At 65.8% G+C, this 16,146-nt stretch carries 18 protein-coding genes; 1 reads left to right on the forward strand and 17 read right to left on the reverse strand.

Going from position 1 to position 16,146, the window contains the following annotated elements; translation table 11 throughout:
• Positions 1-6: 6 nt before the first annotated feature.
• From IPU70_RS01410 to IPU70_RS01440, 7 genes are read right to left on the reverse strand one after another with little or no spacing between them, the layout of a single operon-like run.
• Positions 7-1,161, reverse strand: a complete 1,155-nt coding sequence (locus IPU70_RS01410; RefSeq protein WP_207464373.1) for a thiolase family protein — start codon at positions 1,159-1,161, stop codon at positions 7-9.
• Positions 1,158-3,017: a long-chain fatty acid--CoA ligase gene (locus tag IPU70_RS01415; protein WP_207464374.1), complete on the reverse strand. Its 1,860-nt coding sequence runs from the start codon at positions 3,015-3,017 to the stop codon at positions 1,158-1,160. The genes IPU70_RS01410 and IPU70_RS01415 overlap by 4 nt, the downstream gene beginning before the upstream one ends.
• Complete coding sequence (locus tag IPU70_RS01420) at positions 3,014-3,808, reverse strand: ABC transporter ATP-binding protein (RefSeq protein ID WP_041655753.1); 795 nt, start codon at positions 3,806-3,808, stop codon at positions 3,014-3,016. Before IPU70_RS01420 ends, IPU70_RS01415 begins: the two co-directional genes overlap by 4 nt.
• Positions 3,809-3,860: 52 nt before the next feature.
• Entirely contained in the window at positions 3,861-5,042 is a 1,182-nt protein-coding gene (locus IPU70_RS01425) for an ABC transporter substrate-binding protein (protein ID WP_207464375.1), read from the reverse strand.
• A gap of 52 nt (positions 5,043-5,094) precedes the next feature.
• Entirely contained in the window at positions 5,095-6,132 is a 1,038-nt protein-coding gene (locus IPU70_RS01430; protein WP_013394582.1) for a branched-chain amino acid ABC transporter permease, read from the reverse strand.
• Positions 6,133-6,135: 3 nt separating this feature from the next.
• Positions 6,136-7,014, reverse strand: coding sequence for a branched-chain amino acid ABC transporter permease (locus IPU70_RS01435; RefSeq protein WP_088141197.1), 879 nt, complete (start codon positions 7,012-7,014; stop codon positions 6,136-6,138).
• Positions 7,014-7,838 carry an ABC transporter ATP-binding protein gene (locus tag IPU70_RS01440; RefSeq protein WP_207464376.1) on the reverse strand — a complete coding sequence of 275 codons (825 nt, stop codon included), beginning with the start codon at positions 7,836-7,838 and terminating at the stop codon, positions 7,014-7,016. The genes IPU70_RS01435 and IPU70_RS01440 overlap by 1 nt, the downstream gene beginning before the upstream one ends.
• Before the next feature lie 230 nt (positions 7,839-8,068).
• On the opposite strand from IPU70_RS01440, the gene IPU70_RS01445 reads away from it, so the two are divergent.
• Entirely contained in the window at positions 8,069-8,872 is an 804-nt protein-coding gene (locus IPU70_RS01445; RefSeq protein WP_207464377.1) for an enoyl-CoA hydratase/isomerase family protein, read from the forward strand.
• A gap of 3 nt (positions 8,873-8,875) precedes the next feature.
• Here IPU70_RS01445 and IPU70_RS01450 read toward each other — a convergent pair whose 3' ends face one another.
• The 10 genes from IPU70_RS01450 to IPU70_RS01495 form a co-directional block, all read right to left on the reverse strand.
• Entirely contained in the window at positions 8,876-9,760 is an 885-nt protein-coding gene (locus tag IPU70_RS01450) for a methylglyoxal synthase (protein WP_207464378.1), read from the reverse strand.
• Between the two features lie 135 nt (positions 9,761-9,895).
• Complete coding sequence (gene iscX, locus IPU70_RS01455) at positions 9,896-10,090, reverse strand: Fe-S cluster assembly protein IscX (protein WP_207464379.1); 195 nt, start codon at positions 10,088-10,090, stop codon at positions 9,896-9,898.
• Entirely contained in the window at positions 10,090-10,431 is a 342-nt protein-coding gene (gene fdx, locus IPU70_RS01460) for an ISC system 2Fe-2S type ferredoxin (protein ID WP_013394592.1), read from the reverse strand. Before fdx ends, iscX begins: the two co-directional genes overlap by 1 nt.
• 9 nt (positions 10,432-10,440) lie before the next feature.
• Positions 10,441-12,303 carry a Fe-S protein assembly chaperone HscA gene (hscA, locus tag IPU70_RS01465; protein WP_207464380.1) on the reverse strand — a complete coding sequence of 621 codons (1,863 nt, stop codon included), beginning with the start codon at positions 12,301-12,303 and terminating at the stop codon, positions 10,441-10,443.
• Positions 12,304-12,375: 72 nt separating this feature from the next.
• Entirely contained in the window at positions 12,376-12,888 is a 513-nt protein-coding gene (gene hscB / locus IPU70_RS01470; protein ID WP_013394594.1) for a Fe-S protein assembly co-chaperone HscB, read from the reverse strand.
• Positions 12,889-12,891: 3 nt separating this feature from the next.
• A complete protein-coding gene (gene iscA, locus IPU70_RS01475) occupies positions 12,892-13,215 on the reverse strand; it encodes an iron-sulfur cluster assembly protein IscA (RefSeq protein ID WP_013394595.1) in 324 nt (107 codons plus the stop codon).
• 2 nt (positions 13,216-13,217) lie between these two features.
• Positions 13,218-13,622 (reverse strand): Fe-S cluster assembly scaffold IscU, encoded by a 405-nt coding sequence (gene iscU / locus IPU70_RS01480; protein WP_013394596.1) that lies wholly within the window; start codon positions 13,620-13,622, stop codon positions 13,218-13,220.
• Between the two features lie 33 nt (positions 13,623-13,655).
• A complete protein-coding gene (locus IPU70_RS01485) occupies positions 13,656-14,867 on the reverse strand; it encodes an IscS subfamily cysteine desulfurase (RefSeq protein ID WP_207464381.1) in 1,212 nt (403 codons plus the stop codon).
• Between the two features lie 21 nt (positions 14,868-14,888).
• Positions 14,889-15,431, reverse strand: coding sequence for a Fe-S cluster assembly transcriptional regulator IscR (iscR, locus tag IPU70_RS01490; RefSeq protein WP_013394598.1), 543 nt, complete (start codon positions 15,429-15,431; stop codon positions 14,889-14,891).
• A 195-nt stretch (positions 15,432-15,626) separates the two neighbouring features.
• Positions 15,627-16,118: a low molecular weight protein-tyrosine-phosphatase gene (locus IPU70_RS01495; protein ID WP_006386176.1), complete on the reverse strand. Its 492-nt coding sequence runs from the start codon at positions 16,116-16,118 to the stop codon at positions 15,627-15,629.
• Between the last annotated feature and the right edge of the window lie 28 nt (positions 16,119-16,146).

Here is a 16,146-nt window from a genome sequence, read left to right on the forward strand (position 1 = left end):
GTCCGGTCACAGCCTTTGAATGATGGTGGCCGTGGCCATGCCGTGGCCGATGCACATCAGCTGCATGCCCAGCTCGCCTTCGGTGGCTTCCAGTCCCGTCAGCATCTTGGCCATCAGCCCGGCGCCGGTGGCCCCTAGCGGATGGCCGTGAGCGATCGCGCCGCCCCAAGGATTGACGCGCGACAGCTTGGCGCCCAGTTCGCGCTGCCAGGCCAGCACAACGCTGGCGAAGGCCTCGTTGATCTCGATCCAGTCTATGTCTTCCAGGCTCAGGCCGGCGCGCGCCAGCGCCTGCCGGGCCGCCGGGATCACGCCCGTCAATTGCAGCACCGGGTCCGATCCCACCGCCACCCGCGCCAGGAAGCGCGCGCGCGGCCGCAGGCCGTCGGCCAAGGCCGCGTCGCGGTCCGCCAGCAGCACCGCTGAGGCGCCGTCCGCCAATTGACTGGCGTTGGCGGCGGTGACGCCGCCCTGGCCCGGCGGCCGCAAGGCGGGCGCCATGGCCGCCATGCGGGCCGGGTCCGTCTTCTCGCGTATGCCTTCGTCGCGCCCGGCATCTGCGCGCGGCCCCGGCAGCAACTCGGCGTGGCGGCCGGCCTGCGCGGCGCTCCAGGCGCGCGCATGGCTCTCCCTGACCCATTCGTCCATCTCGGCTTGGGACAGCTGCCAGCGCTCCGCAATCCGCTCCGCGCTCTCGATCTGATGGATCAATGGATAGCGTTCCAGCAAGGCGGGGTTCAAGCCTTCAAAGCCGCGGAACTCGCCCTGCCCCAGCGTCACGTCCAGGAACATCGGCACCCGGCTCATGCTCTCAACGCCGCCCGCCACCACGTAGCGCATATCGCCGGCGGCAATGGCCTGCGCGCCGAAATGCACCGCCTGCTGGCTGGACCCGCACATGCGGTTCAAGGCCACGCCTGGCACGCTCTCGGGCAGGCCCGCCAACATGGCGGCCAGCCTGCCGATGTTGGCACCCTGCTCGCCCGCCTGGCTGACGCAGCCCGCGATCAAGTCCTCGACCTGGGCGCCCGGCAGTCCGGCTCGCGCCAGCAGGCCCTGCACGGTCCCGGCCAGCAGCGTGTCCGGCCGCGTATCGGCCCACCATCCGCCGCGCCGCCCGAAGGGCGTGCGCACGGCCTCCACGATCACGGCTTCATTCATGCCGTCGTCTCCTCAACGTAGAGCGCTTCGATTTCATCCGCATAGCTGCGGTAGATGCTGGCGCGCCTGACCTTCATGGTCGCGGTCACTTCGCCGTCGTCATGGTCCAGCTCCTTGGTCAGCAGATGGAAGCGCTTGATCTGCGCCACGGGCGCGAGGCCCGCGTTGGCGCGCGCGACCTCCTGCTGCACCAGCTCGCGCACCTGCGCGCATTCGGCCAACGACCGGAAATGCGTGAAGGCGATGCGGCGCGACTCGGCCCACTTGCCCACCGTATCGAACTCCAGCTGGATCAGCGCCGACACGTACTTCCGGCCATCCGCGATCACGATGCATTCCTTGACGTAGGGGCTGCCCTTGACCGCGTTCTCGATCTCGGAAGGCGTCAGGTTCTTGCCGCCCGCCGTGATCATGATGTCCTTCAAGCGATCCACGATGCGCACGCGGCCCGCCTCTTCAGCCACCACATCGCCCGTGTACAGCCAGCCGTCGCGCACCGTACTGGCAGTGGCTTCCGGGTTCTTGTAGTAGCCCTGGAACACCATGTCGCCGCGCACCAGCAGCTCGCCGGCATCGCCCATGCGCCATTCCACCCCCAGGATGGGTTCGCCCACGGTGCCCACCTTCACGCGGTCCGGATGCTGGCCGAAGATCATGCCCGCCGACTCGGTCAGCCCGTAGACCTCGATCAGCGGCACGCCCAGCGTGCGGAAGTAGCGCACCACGTCGGGCGAGATCGGCGCGGCCCCCGTCATCGCCACGCGCACCCGCCGCAGCCCGATGAAGTTCTGCAAGGCGCGCAACACCAGCCAGTACCAGAGCCAGCGGGTCCAGCGCTCGCGCAGCGAGTATTGCGCAGGCGACTTCTCCAGGAACGGCGTGCAAGCTGCCAGCGCGCGCCGGTACAGCCATTGCTGCAAGCGCCCCGCTTCCTGCATCTTGATCGAAATGGCGGCGTGCAGTTTTTCCCAGATGCGCGGCACGCCCAGGAATATCGTCGGCGCGACTTCGCGCAGGTCTTCCTGCACCGTGCGTATCGACTCGCCGAAGTTCACCTGCGCGCCCAGGTAAAGGGGCACAAAGGTGGAGAGCATCTGCTCGGCCACGTGGCACAGCGGCAGGTAGGACAAGTGCACGCTGTTGCCGTCCATCGCCACGCGGTCGGCAATGCCCGGCGCCACGCCGCGCATATTGCCGTAGCTGAGCATCGCGCCCTTGGGCTTGCCGGTGGAGCCGGAGGTGTAGATCATAAGCCCGGTGTCGTCCAGCCGCTGGCCGTCCAACGCCGCGTTCAATGCGGCAAGTTCCGCCGCCTCGCGCCGCGCGCCCTCGGCCTCGATCTCGGCGTAGGTCACGATGCGCTCGCGCTCGGCCGGCGCATAGGAGCGCAGGCCCTTGGTCTCCATCATGACGATGCGGCGCAATAGCGGCAGCCTGTCGGCCACCTGCAGCACCTTGTCGGTCTGCTCCTGGTCCTCGCACACCACCAGTTCCACGTCCGCGTGTTCCAGCACGTAGCCCATTTCCTCGGCCGGGCTGGTGGAGTACACGCCCACCGCCACGGCGCCGACCGCACCTGCGCCCATCTGGGTCAGCAACCATTCCACGCGGTTCTCGGAGACGATGGCGACCCGTCCGCCCGCGCTCAGACCCAGGGCGCGCAGGCCCAGCCCCACGTGGCAGGCCCGGCTCCAATATTCCGCCCAGGTCATGGGCTTCCAGATGCCGAAGTCCTTCTGCCGGATGGCGATGGCCATCGGCTGGCGGCGCGCCTGCTCGCGCAGCATCTGCGGCAGCGTCAGGGCCGGCCACGCCTGCGCGGATGCGCCGGAGATATCCATGTGCTTGTCCGTCATGACAGCCAGCGCTTGCGGCGCTTGTAGTGCTTGATGTCGCGAAAGCCGCGGGCCTCGCCCGTGCCGCCCACGCCCAGATAGAACTCGCGCACGTCCGGGTCCGCCGCCAGCTTTTCGGCGCTGCCGTCTATCACCACCTTGCCGGTTTCCATGATGTAGCCGTAATGGGCCACCGCCAGCGCCACCGAGGCGTTCTGCTCCACCAGCAGCATCGACACCCCCTGCTCATGATTGATGCGCGCAATGATGGAGAAGATGTTCTCCACCAGCATCGGCGACAGGCCCAGCGAAGGTTCGTCCAGCAGCATCAGACTGGGCTGCGCGATCAGCGCGCGGCCGATGGCCAGCATCTGCTGCTCGCCGCCCGACAGATAGCCCGCCAGGCCGCGGCGGCGCTCGAACAGGCGCGGAAAGTAGCCATAGACCAGATCGAAGTCGACCTTCGCCCCCGGTCTGCCCGTCAAGGCATAGGTCGCGGCCACCAGGTTCTCTTCGACAGTCAGGTCCTCGAACACCCGGCGTCCTTCCATCACATGCGCCAGCCCCGCGCGCACCAGGTTCTGCGGTCTGGCGCCCGCGGTATCGCCGCCGTTGAAGACGATCTGCCCGCGCACCAGCGCGCCGTCCTCCAGGTCCAGCAGGCCGGAAACGGCCTTCAGCGTGGTGGATTTGCCGGCGCCGTTGCTGCCCAGAAGCGCCACGATGCTGCCGGCCGGCACCGACAAGGACAAGCCGCGCAGCACCTGCACCGCCTTGTTGTAGACGACTTCGATATTGTTGATATCGAGCACCGCCGGGGCCGGCGGCGCTGCCTGCGCGTCATGTCCAGGGTTCACAGCCGCCTCACTTCAGCACGATCCAGTCGGAGGCCGGTACCATCTGCTTCTGCTTCACATCGGCGCGATAGATCCGGCCCACCGGGATCGAATTACCCTTGATCGAAATCGGCACGCCGATCAGGCCGCCCGTATCGAAGTCCTTGATCCCGTCAAGCGCCGCCTTCATGTTGGCGCTGGTCAGCTCCTTGCCAGCGTCCAGCGTGCGCTTGGCGACCTCGGTGAACAGCATGGCGGCCAGGAAGCCCTGCATATAGCCCGTGCTCTGGTACTGCGGACGCATCTCGCGGATCTTCTTCAGCATCGGCGCATCGGCCGCGGTGTCGTAGTAGTAGCGGTACGGCATCACTCCCATGAAGCCTTCGGCGTCCTCGCCCATCTGCATCACGGTGGAGTTGTCCATGGTCCAGAACGTACCCATGTAGCGCGTCTTCAGGCCCATGCGCTTGCCCTGCCCCACGAACTCGGGAATCGGCGCCAGCACGTAGCCATGGAAGATGGTGTAGTCCGGATCGGCGCGGCGCAGCTTGATGACCTCGGTCGACACGTCCACGCTGCCCGGCGGCGTCATGATTTCGGTCGCAACCTTCAGGCCCAGCTTTTCCGCCACCGCGCGCGAGCTGGCGATGGGATCGCGGCCGAACTCCGTGTCCGAATAGACGAACGCCACCTTGGCGCCGGGCTGCTCCTTGGCGATGTAGCGCAGCAGGATGCCGAACATTTCCGTGTAATCAGGGCCCAGCATGAACTGGGCGGGATACTTGGCCGGATCGTTCAGTTCCGTGGCAAACGACGCGCCGGTCATCAGGATATCGCCCGTGCGGTTCAACTCGGCATTGATGGTCTTGGAGAAGCCGGTGGAGTCACCGTAGTAGAAGTTCACCTTGTTCTGGCTGGTGATCTTCTTGAACGCCGCCACCGACGCATCCACCTTGTAGGCCGTGTCTTCCGGCACGTAGCGCAGCTTGCGCCCCTTCACGCCGCCCTGGTCGTTGACGATCTTCACATAGTCGGTAATGCCGGCATGGATGCCCTGCCCCGCGAAGGCGAACACCCCGCTCAGCGGAATGGACCCGCCCAGCACCAGGTCCTCGGCCGCCTGCGCGACCGGCGCCGCTGACAGGGCCGCCGCCAGGCCCAGGGGGGCCAACAACCTCGATAAACCGCTGCCGATCCGGATGCGCTTCATGGTTAGTCTCCTGAGGGTCTTATGGATGGCCGCCGCGCTCGCCTCGCATGGGCTAGGTGCGGAAGGGCCAAAGGTGGAAGTAACGGCGCACGCGCCGCCAGATTTCCGCGAGCCCATGCGGCTCGAAGATCAGAAAGCCCACGATCAGCAGGCCGAAAACAATGGTGCGCACCGGGGAAATCAGGCGCAGCGCGTCGCCGCCCACCGGCAGCCAACCGACGATCAGCTTGAGCAGTTCCGGCACCATGGTCATGAAGATGGCGCCCAGGATGGAGCCCAGGATCGTGCCCATGCCGCCCACGATGATGGCGGCCAGGAAGAAGATCGACATGATCAGGGGGAAGCTCTCGGGGGTGACGACCCGGAAGAAGTAGGCCCACATGCCGCCCGCCACGCCCGCATAGAACGAGGACAGGCCGAACGACAGCAGCTTGTAGCGCAGCAGCCGTATACCCAGTACCTCGGCCGAAATATCGCGGTCGCGTATGGCAATGAAGGCGCGTCCGATGCGCGTGCGGAACAGGTTGGCCGCGCCCAGCACCATCAGCGCCGTCACCGGCACGATCAGCCAGTAGATCTTGAACGAGGTATCCAGGTCCACACCCAGCACCCGTGCTGGCGGTACCTGCATTCCCGTCGTGCCTCCCGTGAACTGCCAGTTGGCAAAGATGAAATGCGCGATGAACGAGGCGGCGATCGTGGCGATGGCCAGGTACAGTCCCTTCACCCGCAGGGACGGAATGCCGACCAGCAGGCCGCCCAGCATCGCCACCAGCCCGCCGGCCACCAGGTTGAGCAACACCGGCGTGCCCAGCCGCTGCTCCAGCACCGCGACCGTGTACGCCCCCAGGCCCATGAAGGCCGCCTGCCCCAGGCTGACCAGACCGGTATAACCCGTGAGGATGTTCAGCCCCGTGGCGCTGGCGACATTGATGGCCACCAGGCAGGCCAGGTACAGCCAGTAGGCGTCGGCCACGAAGGGGAACATGACCAGGGACGCGGCCAGCAAGACCAGCCACGCCTTCTGCGTACGGGTATCGAACAGCGCTTCGTCCGCAAGATAAGTCTGCTTGGCAGTCGCGATGCGCATCGGTCAGAGCCTCTCGATTTCACGGGTGCCGAACAGGCCGTACGGCCTGACCATCAGCACCACCACCAGCACGATGAAGGTGGCCAGCAATTTGTATTCGCCGCCCATGTAGGCGCCGGCCCAGGCTTCCAACAGGCCGATGAACACGCCGCCCACCAGGGCGCCGGCCACGCTGTCCAGCCCGCCCACGATCACCACCACCAGCACCGACAGGCCGAACACGCCCATCGACGAAGAAATACCGCCAATCGCGCCGACGATCACGCCCGACACCGCGGCCAGCGCCCCCGCCGCCACCCAGGCCAGCGAGAACACGCGCGGCACGTTGATGCCCATGGCATACGCCGCGCCCTGGTCCGAGGCCGTGGCGCGCAGCGCCACCCCGCCGCGCCAGTAGCGGAACACCACCAGCACCAGCAGCGCCAGCACCACCGCCACCCAGAAGCCGTAGAACACCTTGGGCGCCACGAATGCCTCGCCTATCATCACCGGCGACCGCGGCATGAATTCCGGCAGGCGGCGCTGGTCGGCCGTCCAGATCAGTTCCACCGCGCCCACCAGGATGGAGGCCAGGCCCACGGTGATCATGAACACCGAGATCGGCGCCTCGCCCAGCATGGGGCGGATGGTCAGGCGCTCGACCACGGCGCCCAGCGCACCCGACACCACTACCGCGCCCACGATGGCCAGCCAGATCGGCCACTCCATGCCGGTGGCGAAGGCGTAGAACACGTAGGCGCCCAGCATCAGGAATTCGCCGATGGCGATGTTCACCACCCGGGTCGCCTTGTAGACAATGACGAAGGCCAGCGCCGCCAGCGCATAAAGCCCGCCGCTGCCCAACCCGGCCAGAGTGACCTCCAGGAAGAACAGCATGTCCATCAGGCTGCCTCCCGCAGGCGGCGGCGCAGGTCGCCGACGTCGCCCGCGCCCAGATAGGCCTGGATGACCTGCGGATCCGCCTGCACCTGGGCGGGCGTGCCGTCGGCAATCACCTGGCCGAAGTTCAGCACCACCACATGGTCCGACAGGTCCATGACCATGCCCATGTCGTGCTCCACCATCAACACCGTCACGCCCCATTCGGAGCGCGCATCCAGGATGAAGCGCGCCATGTCGTCGGTCTCTTCGCGGTTCATGCCCGCCACCGGTTCGTCCAGCATCAGCACCTTGGGATTCATGGCCAGCGCCCGCGCCAGCTCCACGCGTTTTTGCAGGCCATAGGACAGCGCGGCCACCGGCGCGTGGCGGATGTGGTCGATCTCCAGGAAATCGATGATGCGTTCTTCGATGTCGGCGCGCAGCGCCATCTCTTCGCGGCGCGCCCGCCCCAGATAGAACAGGGCGTCCAGCACATTGGTGCGCAGGTGGGCGTGGCGGCCCAGCTTGATGTTGTCCAGCACGGTCATGCCGCGGAACAGCGCAATGTTCTGGAAGCTGCGCGCCAGACCCAACCGCGCGCGTTCCGGCGCGGCCATGCGCGTGATGTCGCGACCCTGAAAGCGGATCTGCCCGGACGCCGGACGGTAGAAACCGGAAATGGTATTGAACAGCGAGGTCTTGCCCGCGCCATTGGGGCCGATGACCGTGGTGATGGACCCAGGCGCCACGCGAAAGCCCACGCCGGTAAGCGCCTTGACCCCGCCGAACGCCAGCGTGACCCCATCCACCTCCAGCAAGGCAGTGCTGTCGGACTGATCCACCATTTGTCTCCTCGCTTTTACATGCGAAGTTTTTATCGACGTCGGTCTGGCGAACCCGCGAGGCAGGAGATGCAACGAACCTGTCTTTACCTACGCCAGTACAGCGCCGGAAAATCGTTCTATGCGTTACGCTAAGCGTGCTTAAAAGAAAACCAAGCAAGCGCTCGGTTCAGACCATAGCATCGCGGTTTTTGGATCGACAGTTGGTACTTACCCGATAACGGAGACTCGCCATGACCCAAGGACTTCCCGTCTTCCAGACGCTGTTTCTGGAAACCGACGGCGCAATCGCGACCGTGACGCTGAACCGCCCCGATGCCCTGAATGCCATCGACGTGGCGCTAGCGCAGGATCTGCAAGGCGCCGCGCAATGGCTGGAAACGCGCGACGAAATCCGCGCGGTCCTGCTGCGCGCCACCGGCAAGGCCTTCTGCGCCGGCGGCGACATCAGCATGTTCATGGGCGACCCGGCCCAGGTGCGCGCCACGCTGCTGGACCTGTTCACGCCGCTGAACGATTTCATCGCGCGCATCACCCGCATGGACAAGGTCTGGATCGCCCAGGTGCACGGCATCGCCGCGGGCGCGGGCCTGTCGCTGGTGCTGGCCTGCGACCTGGCCATCGCCGATGCCGAGGCCCGCTTCATGACGGCCTATCTCAAGCTGGGGGCCACGCCGGACGCCGGCATGACGCACGGCCTCACGCGGGTGCTGGGCGCCCGGCGCGCGCTGGACCTGCTGCTGCGCCACGACGCCTTCTCTGCCAGCGACGCGCTGACCTGGGGCATCGTCACACGCACCGCCGCATCCGGCGAACTTGCGCAAGCGGCGCAAGCCTATGCGCAGGACATCGCCCGCCACGCGCCGCACGGCATCGCCGGCGCCAAGGACCTGTTGCGTTCGGCCGAACACGCCACGCTGGAAACCCAGCTGGCCGAGGAAACGGCACGGTTCCTGGACACGGCAGCGCGCCAGGACTTCGCCGAGGGCGTGCGGGCGTTCCGCGAGAAGCGGACGCCGCAGTTCAAGGGAAAATGAAAGTCAGATAACGCGCTTTTCGACCGCCTGCGCCCAACGCCGCGCCACCGTCGGCGAGGTGGCGCAGGTGGCCGACTCCGTCACCACGCGCACGGCGCGTTCCAGCAGCTGGATGTCGGCCTCGTGCTGGCGGGCCACGTGCGGGTCTTCGAAGAAGATCACGCGCTGGCATTGGTGCTCCAGCACCAGCTCCGCGATCTGCGCGTCGCCGCCCAGCGGTCCGCTCAGGTAGCGGTGCACCCAGGGCGTGTCCTTGGGCCAGCCGCGCGACCAGGCCAGGTCGTTCAGGCGGCCGCCGGTGGTGCCGGTCGCCACTCGCCGCGCGAATTGCGACAACACGTCGAAATGCTCGCTGGCGAAGGCCACCATCTCATCCTTGAGCGCATCGTGGGCGATCAGCGCGACGGTCTGGCCAGCGAAGTTGAAGTGACGCGAGGCCGAGACATCAGGCGCCAGCCCGGCATGGATGCGTTCGACTTCCATCCATTCGATGGCGCCGGCCAGCGTCGAAATGAACGGACGGCCGTGCGTGATGCACTGGCGCTTGAGCGCCAGCGCCTCCGGGAAAATCGAAGACGGGTCGACGGGATCGATCAGGTAGATTGCGCCGTCGAACGGCGCCTGTCCGTCACGGCCTTCGGTCACCCGGGCCACCAGCTTCATCAGCCCGCCCTCGCGGCCGTAGGGATAGCGGATCAGCCCGCCGTAGCCCTGCAGCATGCCCTCGCGCACGATCGCGTCATGGGTGCGGCCGACGGTATGCAACTGCACACCCAGCTCGCGTATCGTGGACGAACACGCGCGCAGCCAGGTGAACAGCGCGGCATCGGGAGTTTCGTGGTGCAGCCGGTTGGCGGCCAGGCCAAAGCGCAATTGGGCAGCGGGCATCGGTAGACTCAGGCAGGTAGGGACGACAAGGAGACCCTTGATGATACCGTGGCGGCCACGGCCTGGGCTCGCTCAAGCCTGTTTCCCGCCCAAAACCAGAAACGCTCCCCGCAGGGAGCGTTTGTGACTAAACCATCAATCTGCTTCGTCGATCCAGGCCATCTGTATGGCCTCCAGGATCTTCTCGCCGCAATGGGCGGGATCATCGTTGAAGCCGGGCAAGGCCAGGACCCACTCGCGCAGTTGCACGAAACGCAGCGTCTTGGGATCTTCGTCAGGATGCGCGTCGAGCAGCGCCTCGGCGATTTCGTAGGTGTCGGTCCACTTCATCAATGGCCCTCTTTGGCGTGGTTGATGGTGTACTTGGGAATCTCGACCGTCAGGTCGGCGTCCGTCACCAGCGCCTGGCACGACAGGCGCGAGGTCGGGGTCAGGCCCCAGGCCTTGTCCAGCAGATCCTCTTCATCATCGGTCGCGTCTTCCAGTGAAGAATAGCCCTGCTTGACCACCACGTGACAGGTGGTACACGCGCACGACAGTTCGCAGGCGTGTTCGATGTCGATATGGTTGTCCAGCAGCACGCGGCAGATCGACACGCCCTTGGGCGCGTCTTCGATTACGGCGCCTTCCGGGCAGTAGTCGGGATGAGGCAATACAGTCAGTTTCGGCATAGCGTGTTATCAGGCAATCTCATCAAGTTTGCGGCCCGCCAGCGCGGCGCGGATGCTGCGATCCATCCGGCGCGCAGCGAAATCATCGGTCGCGGCCGACAAGGCCTGGACTGCGTCCTTCACCGTGTCCACGTCCTGGGCGTCCTGGGCTGCCATGGCGGCCTGCAGGCATTCGTCCACGCGCTTGCGTTCCTCGGCATCCAGCAGGTCGCCGTCGGCGGCCAGCGCGGCCTGCACCGACTCGACCAGTTGGCGCGCGTCCACTTGTTGCTCGCGCAGCATGCGGGCGCGGGCATCGGTATCGGCTTGCGCCACGCTGTCGGCCAGCATCTGCGCGATCTCGTCATCCGTGAGGCCGTAGGACGGCTTGACGGACACCATGGCCTCGACGCCTTTGCTCTGCTCGCGCGCCGTCACGCTCAGCAAGCCGTCCGCATCCACCTGGAAGGTCACGCGGATGCGCGCGGCGCCTGCCACCATGGGCGGAATGCCGCGCAGTTCGAAACGGGCCAGCGAGCGCGAATCGGCGACCAGGTCGCGTTCGCCCTGCACCACGTGGATGCTCATGGCCGTCTGGCCATCCTTGAAGGTCGTGAACTCCTGCGCGCGCGCCACGGGGATGGTGCTGTTGCGCGGGATGATGCGCTCCACCAACCCGCCCATGGTTTCGAGGCCCAGCGACAGCGGAATCACGTCCAGCAGCAGCCAATCCTCGCCGGGCGCGCGATTGCCCGCCAGCAGATTGGCCTGCAAGGCAGCGCCCAGCGCCACCACCTGATCGGGATCCAGATCCGTCAAAGGCTGCGAGCCGAACAGCTTGCCCACGGCCGCGCGCACGACCGGCATGCGCGTGGCGCCGCCGACCATCACCACACCGCGCACGTCGGCCGGCGTCAGCGCAGCGTCGCGCAAGGCGCGGCGCGCGCAGTCCAGCGTACGGACGATGAGAGGCTGGGCCAATTCTTCGAATGCCGCCCGCGTCAGGCTCGTGTCCACGGTCCTGCCGTCGGACAATGCCAGCTTCAGGCTGGCGGCATCCGCATCCGACAAGGCTTCGCGCGCGGCGCGCGCCGACATCAGCAGGCGGCGGCGATCCGCCGGCGCAAACTCGCCGGGAGCAAGCCCCGCCACCACATGATCGACGATCAAGGCATCGAAGTCGTCGCCGCCCAGCGCGGTATCGCCGCCCGTGGCAATGACTTCGAACACGCCCTGGGTCAGGCGCAGGATGGAAATATCGAATGTGCCGCCGCCCAGGTCGTACACGGCATACACGCCTTCGGCGGCATTATCCAGGCCGTAGGCGATGGCCGCCGCCGTGGGTTCATTCAGCAGGCGCAGTACGTTCAGACCGGCCAGACGGGCGGCGTCGCGCGTGGCCTGGCGTTGCGCGTCATCGAAATAAGCGGGCACCGTGATGACGGCGCCGACCAGATCGTCGCCCAACACGTCTTCGGCGCGCTGGCGCAGGACGGCAAGGATCTGCGCCGATACTTCGACCGGGCTCAGGTCGCCCTGGACGGTGCGGATGCGCACCATGCCGGGCGCGTCCACGAATTCGTAGGGCGCGCGGCTGGCGCGCGCCTCTTCCAGCGAACGGCCCATGAACCGCTTGACCGAAACAACGGTGTTCAACGGATCCTCGGCCTGCTGCGCCAGCGGCTCGCGGCCCGTGGTGACCTTGCCGCCCGCGAAATAACGCACGGCGGAAGGCAGCAAGGCGTGGCCCTGCGCATCCGTCAGCACTTCAGCGACGCTGCTGCGCACGGCCGCGACCAGGGAATTGGTAGTGCCCAGATCAATCCCGACCGCCAGCTTGCGCTGGTGCGGCGCGGGCGATTCGCCAGGCTCGGATATCTGCAATAAGGCCATGATTCTGCTTTTATGGTCAGTAGGCGGCGCGATGCCGGCGCCCGCCTCGCGGACGCTCCGGCGCGCCCTGGGCTATGCGGCGGGCTGGGCGTGCGCCAGTTCTTCCGCCAGCTTCTCCACGAACATCCATTCCCGCACCTTGAGCCCGGCCGCCGCGTAGTCGCGGTCCTGGTCCAGCAAGCGGGTCAACGTGGCGCGCATGGTGGCGCGCGCCTGCTGCAACTCCGCTTGCAAGGCCGCCAGGCCGTCGGCATCGTCGCGCGCGTCGTCCAGCATCTCGCGCCAGGTCATCTGCTGCATCAGGAACTCGGGGTCCATGGCCGTGTTGCTCTCGGTCTGCAGGTCCACGCCCGCCTGCTCGCACAGGTAGCGCGCCCGCAGCAAGGGATCGCGCAACAGGCGGTAGGCCTCGTTGGCGCGCGCCGCCCATTGCATGGCTACGCGGCGTTCCGCGGGGCTGGCAGTGGCATAGCGGTCGGGGTGCACCTGCGCAGCGACAGCGCGCCACGCGGACTCAAGCGCCTGGGCGTCCAGGTCGAAGCGCGCCGGCAAGCCGAACAGGCTGAAGTGATCGTCTACAGCCAAGACCTACACCGTGAACGACTCGCCGCAGCCGCAGGTCGCCTTCTCGTTGGGGTTGCGGAACTTGAAGCCCTCGTTCAGGCCTTCGCGGGCGTAATCGAGTTCGGTGCCGTCCAGGTAGGACAGGCTTTTCGGGTCGATGAAGACCTTCACGCCGAAGCTTTCGAACACCACGTCTTCCGGCGCCACGTCGTCCACGTATTCGAGCTTGTAGGCCATGCCGGAGCAGCCCGTGGTCCTAACGCCGAGCCGCAAGCCGATACCCTTTCCGCGCTTCTGCAAGTAGCGGCCGATATGGGTGGCAGCCTGTTGGGTCAGGGTAACGGACATGTTCAGCCCGCCACAGCTTCGGCCGGGGCCGTGTGCTTTTCTTTGTAGTTCTGCACCGCGGCCTTGATCGCGTCTTCGGCCAGGATGGAACAGTGGACCTTCACGGGCGGCAGGGCCAGTTCTTCGGCGATCTGCGTGTTGCGGATGTTCATCGCTTCGTCCAGGGTCTTGCCCTTGACCCATTCGGTCACGAGCGAGCTGGAGGCGATGGCCGAACCGCAGCCGTAGGTCTTGAAGCGCGCGTCTTCGATCACGCCGGCTTCATTCACCTTGATCTGCAGCTTCATCACGTCGCCACAGGCGGGTGCGCCGACCATGCCGGTGCCCACCGATTCGTCCGACTTGTCGAACGAGCCGACGTTGCGCGGGTTTTCGTAGTGATCCAGAACTTTGGTGCTGTAAGACATGTTAATTCTCCACGAATTTCTAGGCGCGGGGGCTTAGTGCGCAGCCCACTGCACGGTGTTCAAGTCGATGCCTTCCTTGGCCATTTCCCACAGCGGCGACATATCGCGCAGCTTGCCGACGCGGCTCTTGAGCAGTTCGATGGCGTAGTCCACTTCCTTTTCGGTCGTGAAACGGCCCAGCGTGAAACGGATCGAACTGTGCGCCAACTCGTCGTTGCGGCCCAGGGCCCGCAACACGTAGGACGGTTCCAGGCTGGCCGAGGTGCAGGCCGAGCCGCTGGAGACGGCCAATTCCTTGATCGCCATGATCAGGGATTCGCCTTCGACATAGTTGAAGCTGACATTCAGGTTGTGCGGAACGCGCTGGTCCATGTCGCCATTGAGGTAGACCTCTTCGATCTGCGACAGGCCTGCCCACAGGCGGTCGCGCAGCATGCGGATACGTTCGTTCTCGGTGCCCATTTCCTCGCGGGCCAGGCGGAAGGCCTCGCCCATGCCGACGATCTGGTGCGTGGCCAGCGTGCCCGAGCGGAAACCGCGCTCATGGCCGCCGCCGTGCATTTGCGCTTCGATGCGGATGCGCGGCTTGCGGCGCACGTACAGCGCGCCGATGCCCTTGGGACCGTAGGTCTTGTGGGCGGAGAACGACATCAGGTCGACCTTGAGCTTTTGCAGGTCGATGGCCACCTTGCCAGTCGCCTGCGCGGCGTCCACGTGGAAGATGATGCCCTTCTCGCGGCAGATTTCACCCAGGGTTTCCACGTCCTGGATCACGCCGATTTCGTTGTTCACCATCATCACCGACACCAGCACGGTATCGGGGCGCAGCGCGGCCTTGAAGGTGTCCAGGTCGATCAGGCCGTTGTCCTTGACGTCCAGGTAGGTCACCTCGAAGCCCTGGCGCTCGAGTTCGCGACAGGTGTCCAGCACGGCCTTGTGCTCGGTCTTGACGGTGACGATGTGCTTGCCGCGTTCGGAGTAAAAGTTCGCGGCGCCCTTGATCGCCAGGTTGTTGGACTCGGTCGCGCCGGAGGTCCAGACGATTTCGCGCGGGTCAGCGTTGACCAGCTTGGCGACTTCTTCGCGGGCGCGTTCGACGGCTTCTTCGGATTCCCAGCCAAACGCATGGCTGCGCGAAGCCGGGTTGCCGAAGTTCTCGTACAGCCAGGGCACCATCTTGTCCACGACGCGGGGGTCGACGGGCGTCGTGGCCGAATAATCAAGATAGATCGGGCGGGTGGTCATTTCTACAACTCCTGATACTGCTTATACGGTGGCGTTGGCAGCGACGGTCGCGGCCGGGGCGTTGGCGGCGCTTGCGGCGCCCCCCACCCGGTTCACACGCACCGCGCAAGCCTGCGCTTGATTGTTGGCTTCCTGCAATTGGCGCACGCGCTGCTGATCAACCAGATCTTGCAGGGACACCGAATCCAGGTAATCCACCATCTTGCGATTCAACGTAGCCCAGAGTTCGTGCGTCATGCACTTGCCCGGCTTGCCGTCGTTGCCGCTCGTACAGTCCCGCTTGCCGCCGCAGCTGGTAGCGTCCAGGGGTTCGTCGACGGCAAAGATGATGTCGGCAACGGTAACGTTGCGGGCCAGGCGTGCGAGCGAATAGCCGCCGCCGGGACCGCGCACGCTGTCCACGAGTTCGTGGCGACGCAGTTTCCCGAACAGCTGTTCCAGGTAGGACAGCGAAATATTCTGACGCTGGCTGATGGCCGCTAGAGTGACCGGGCCGCTATGCTGCCGCATAGCCAGATCGATCATGGCAGTCACGGCGAAACGCCCCTTGGTAGTTAGCCGCATGGTAGGTTCCCTGTGATTCGGCAATGGCCGCAGGCGAATCCAGCGGTCAATACCCGAGTAATTGGCTCAAGTATAGCCTATTCCCGACTAATTTGGTATGGCTCCCGGCTAGAAAAAACCGCGCATCTGCGCGGTTCTTTCACTGCCAAGCACCTCCGAGAACCGCCTGGCGGGCGGCCCTGCGGCAAAAGCGGATCACGCCGCCTGGTACTGGGTAGCGCGCTTGCGCACCAGTTCAAGCACACCCTGACAGGCGTCTTCCAGGTAGTCCAACACCTTGCCGAAACCATCGGCGCCGCCATAGTACGGATCGGGCACGGTGGCCTCTTCGAACTCGTTGGCAAAGCGCATCAGCAGCATCAGCTTGTGCTGGTAGGCCTTGGGGCACTGCTGCTGCATGGCGGACAGATTGTCCCAGTCCATGGCGAGGATCAGGTCGAAATCGCGGAAATCTTCCGCGGTGACCTGACGCGCTTCGCAGTGCGTGATCTCGTAGCCGCGCTTGCGCGCTGCGGCCTGCGCCCGGGCATCAGGCGCCTCGCCGATGTGAAACGCGTGCGTGCCCGCGGAGTCGATGCGAACCACATCGCCCAAACCCGCGTCGTTCACCAAATGGCGAAACACGCCCTCTGCGCTCGGCGAGCGACAGATATTGCCCATGCAAACGAAAAGTACCTTGGTCATCATGGAAGTAAGTGTGCGGGAAAACCCGAGA

Origin of the sequence: Achromobacter sp. SD115 (assembly GCF_017355315.1) — a bacterium.
Taxonomy (GTDB): domain Bacteria; phylum Pseudomonadota; class Gammaproteobacteria; order Burkholderiales; family Burkholderiaceae_B; genus Achromobacter; species Achromobacter xylosoxidans_B.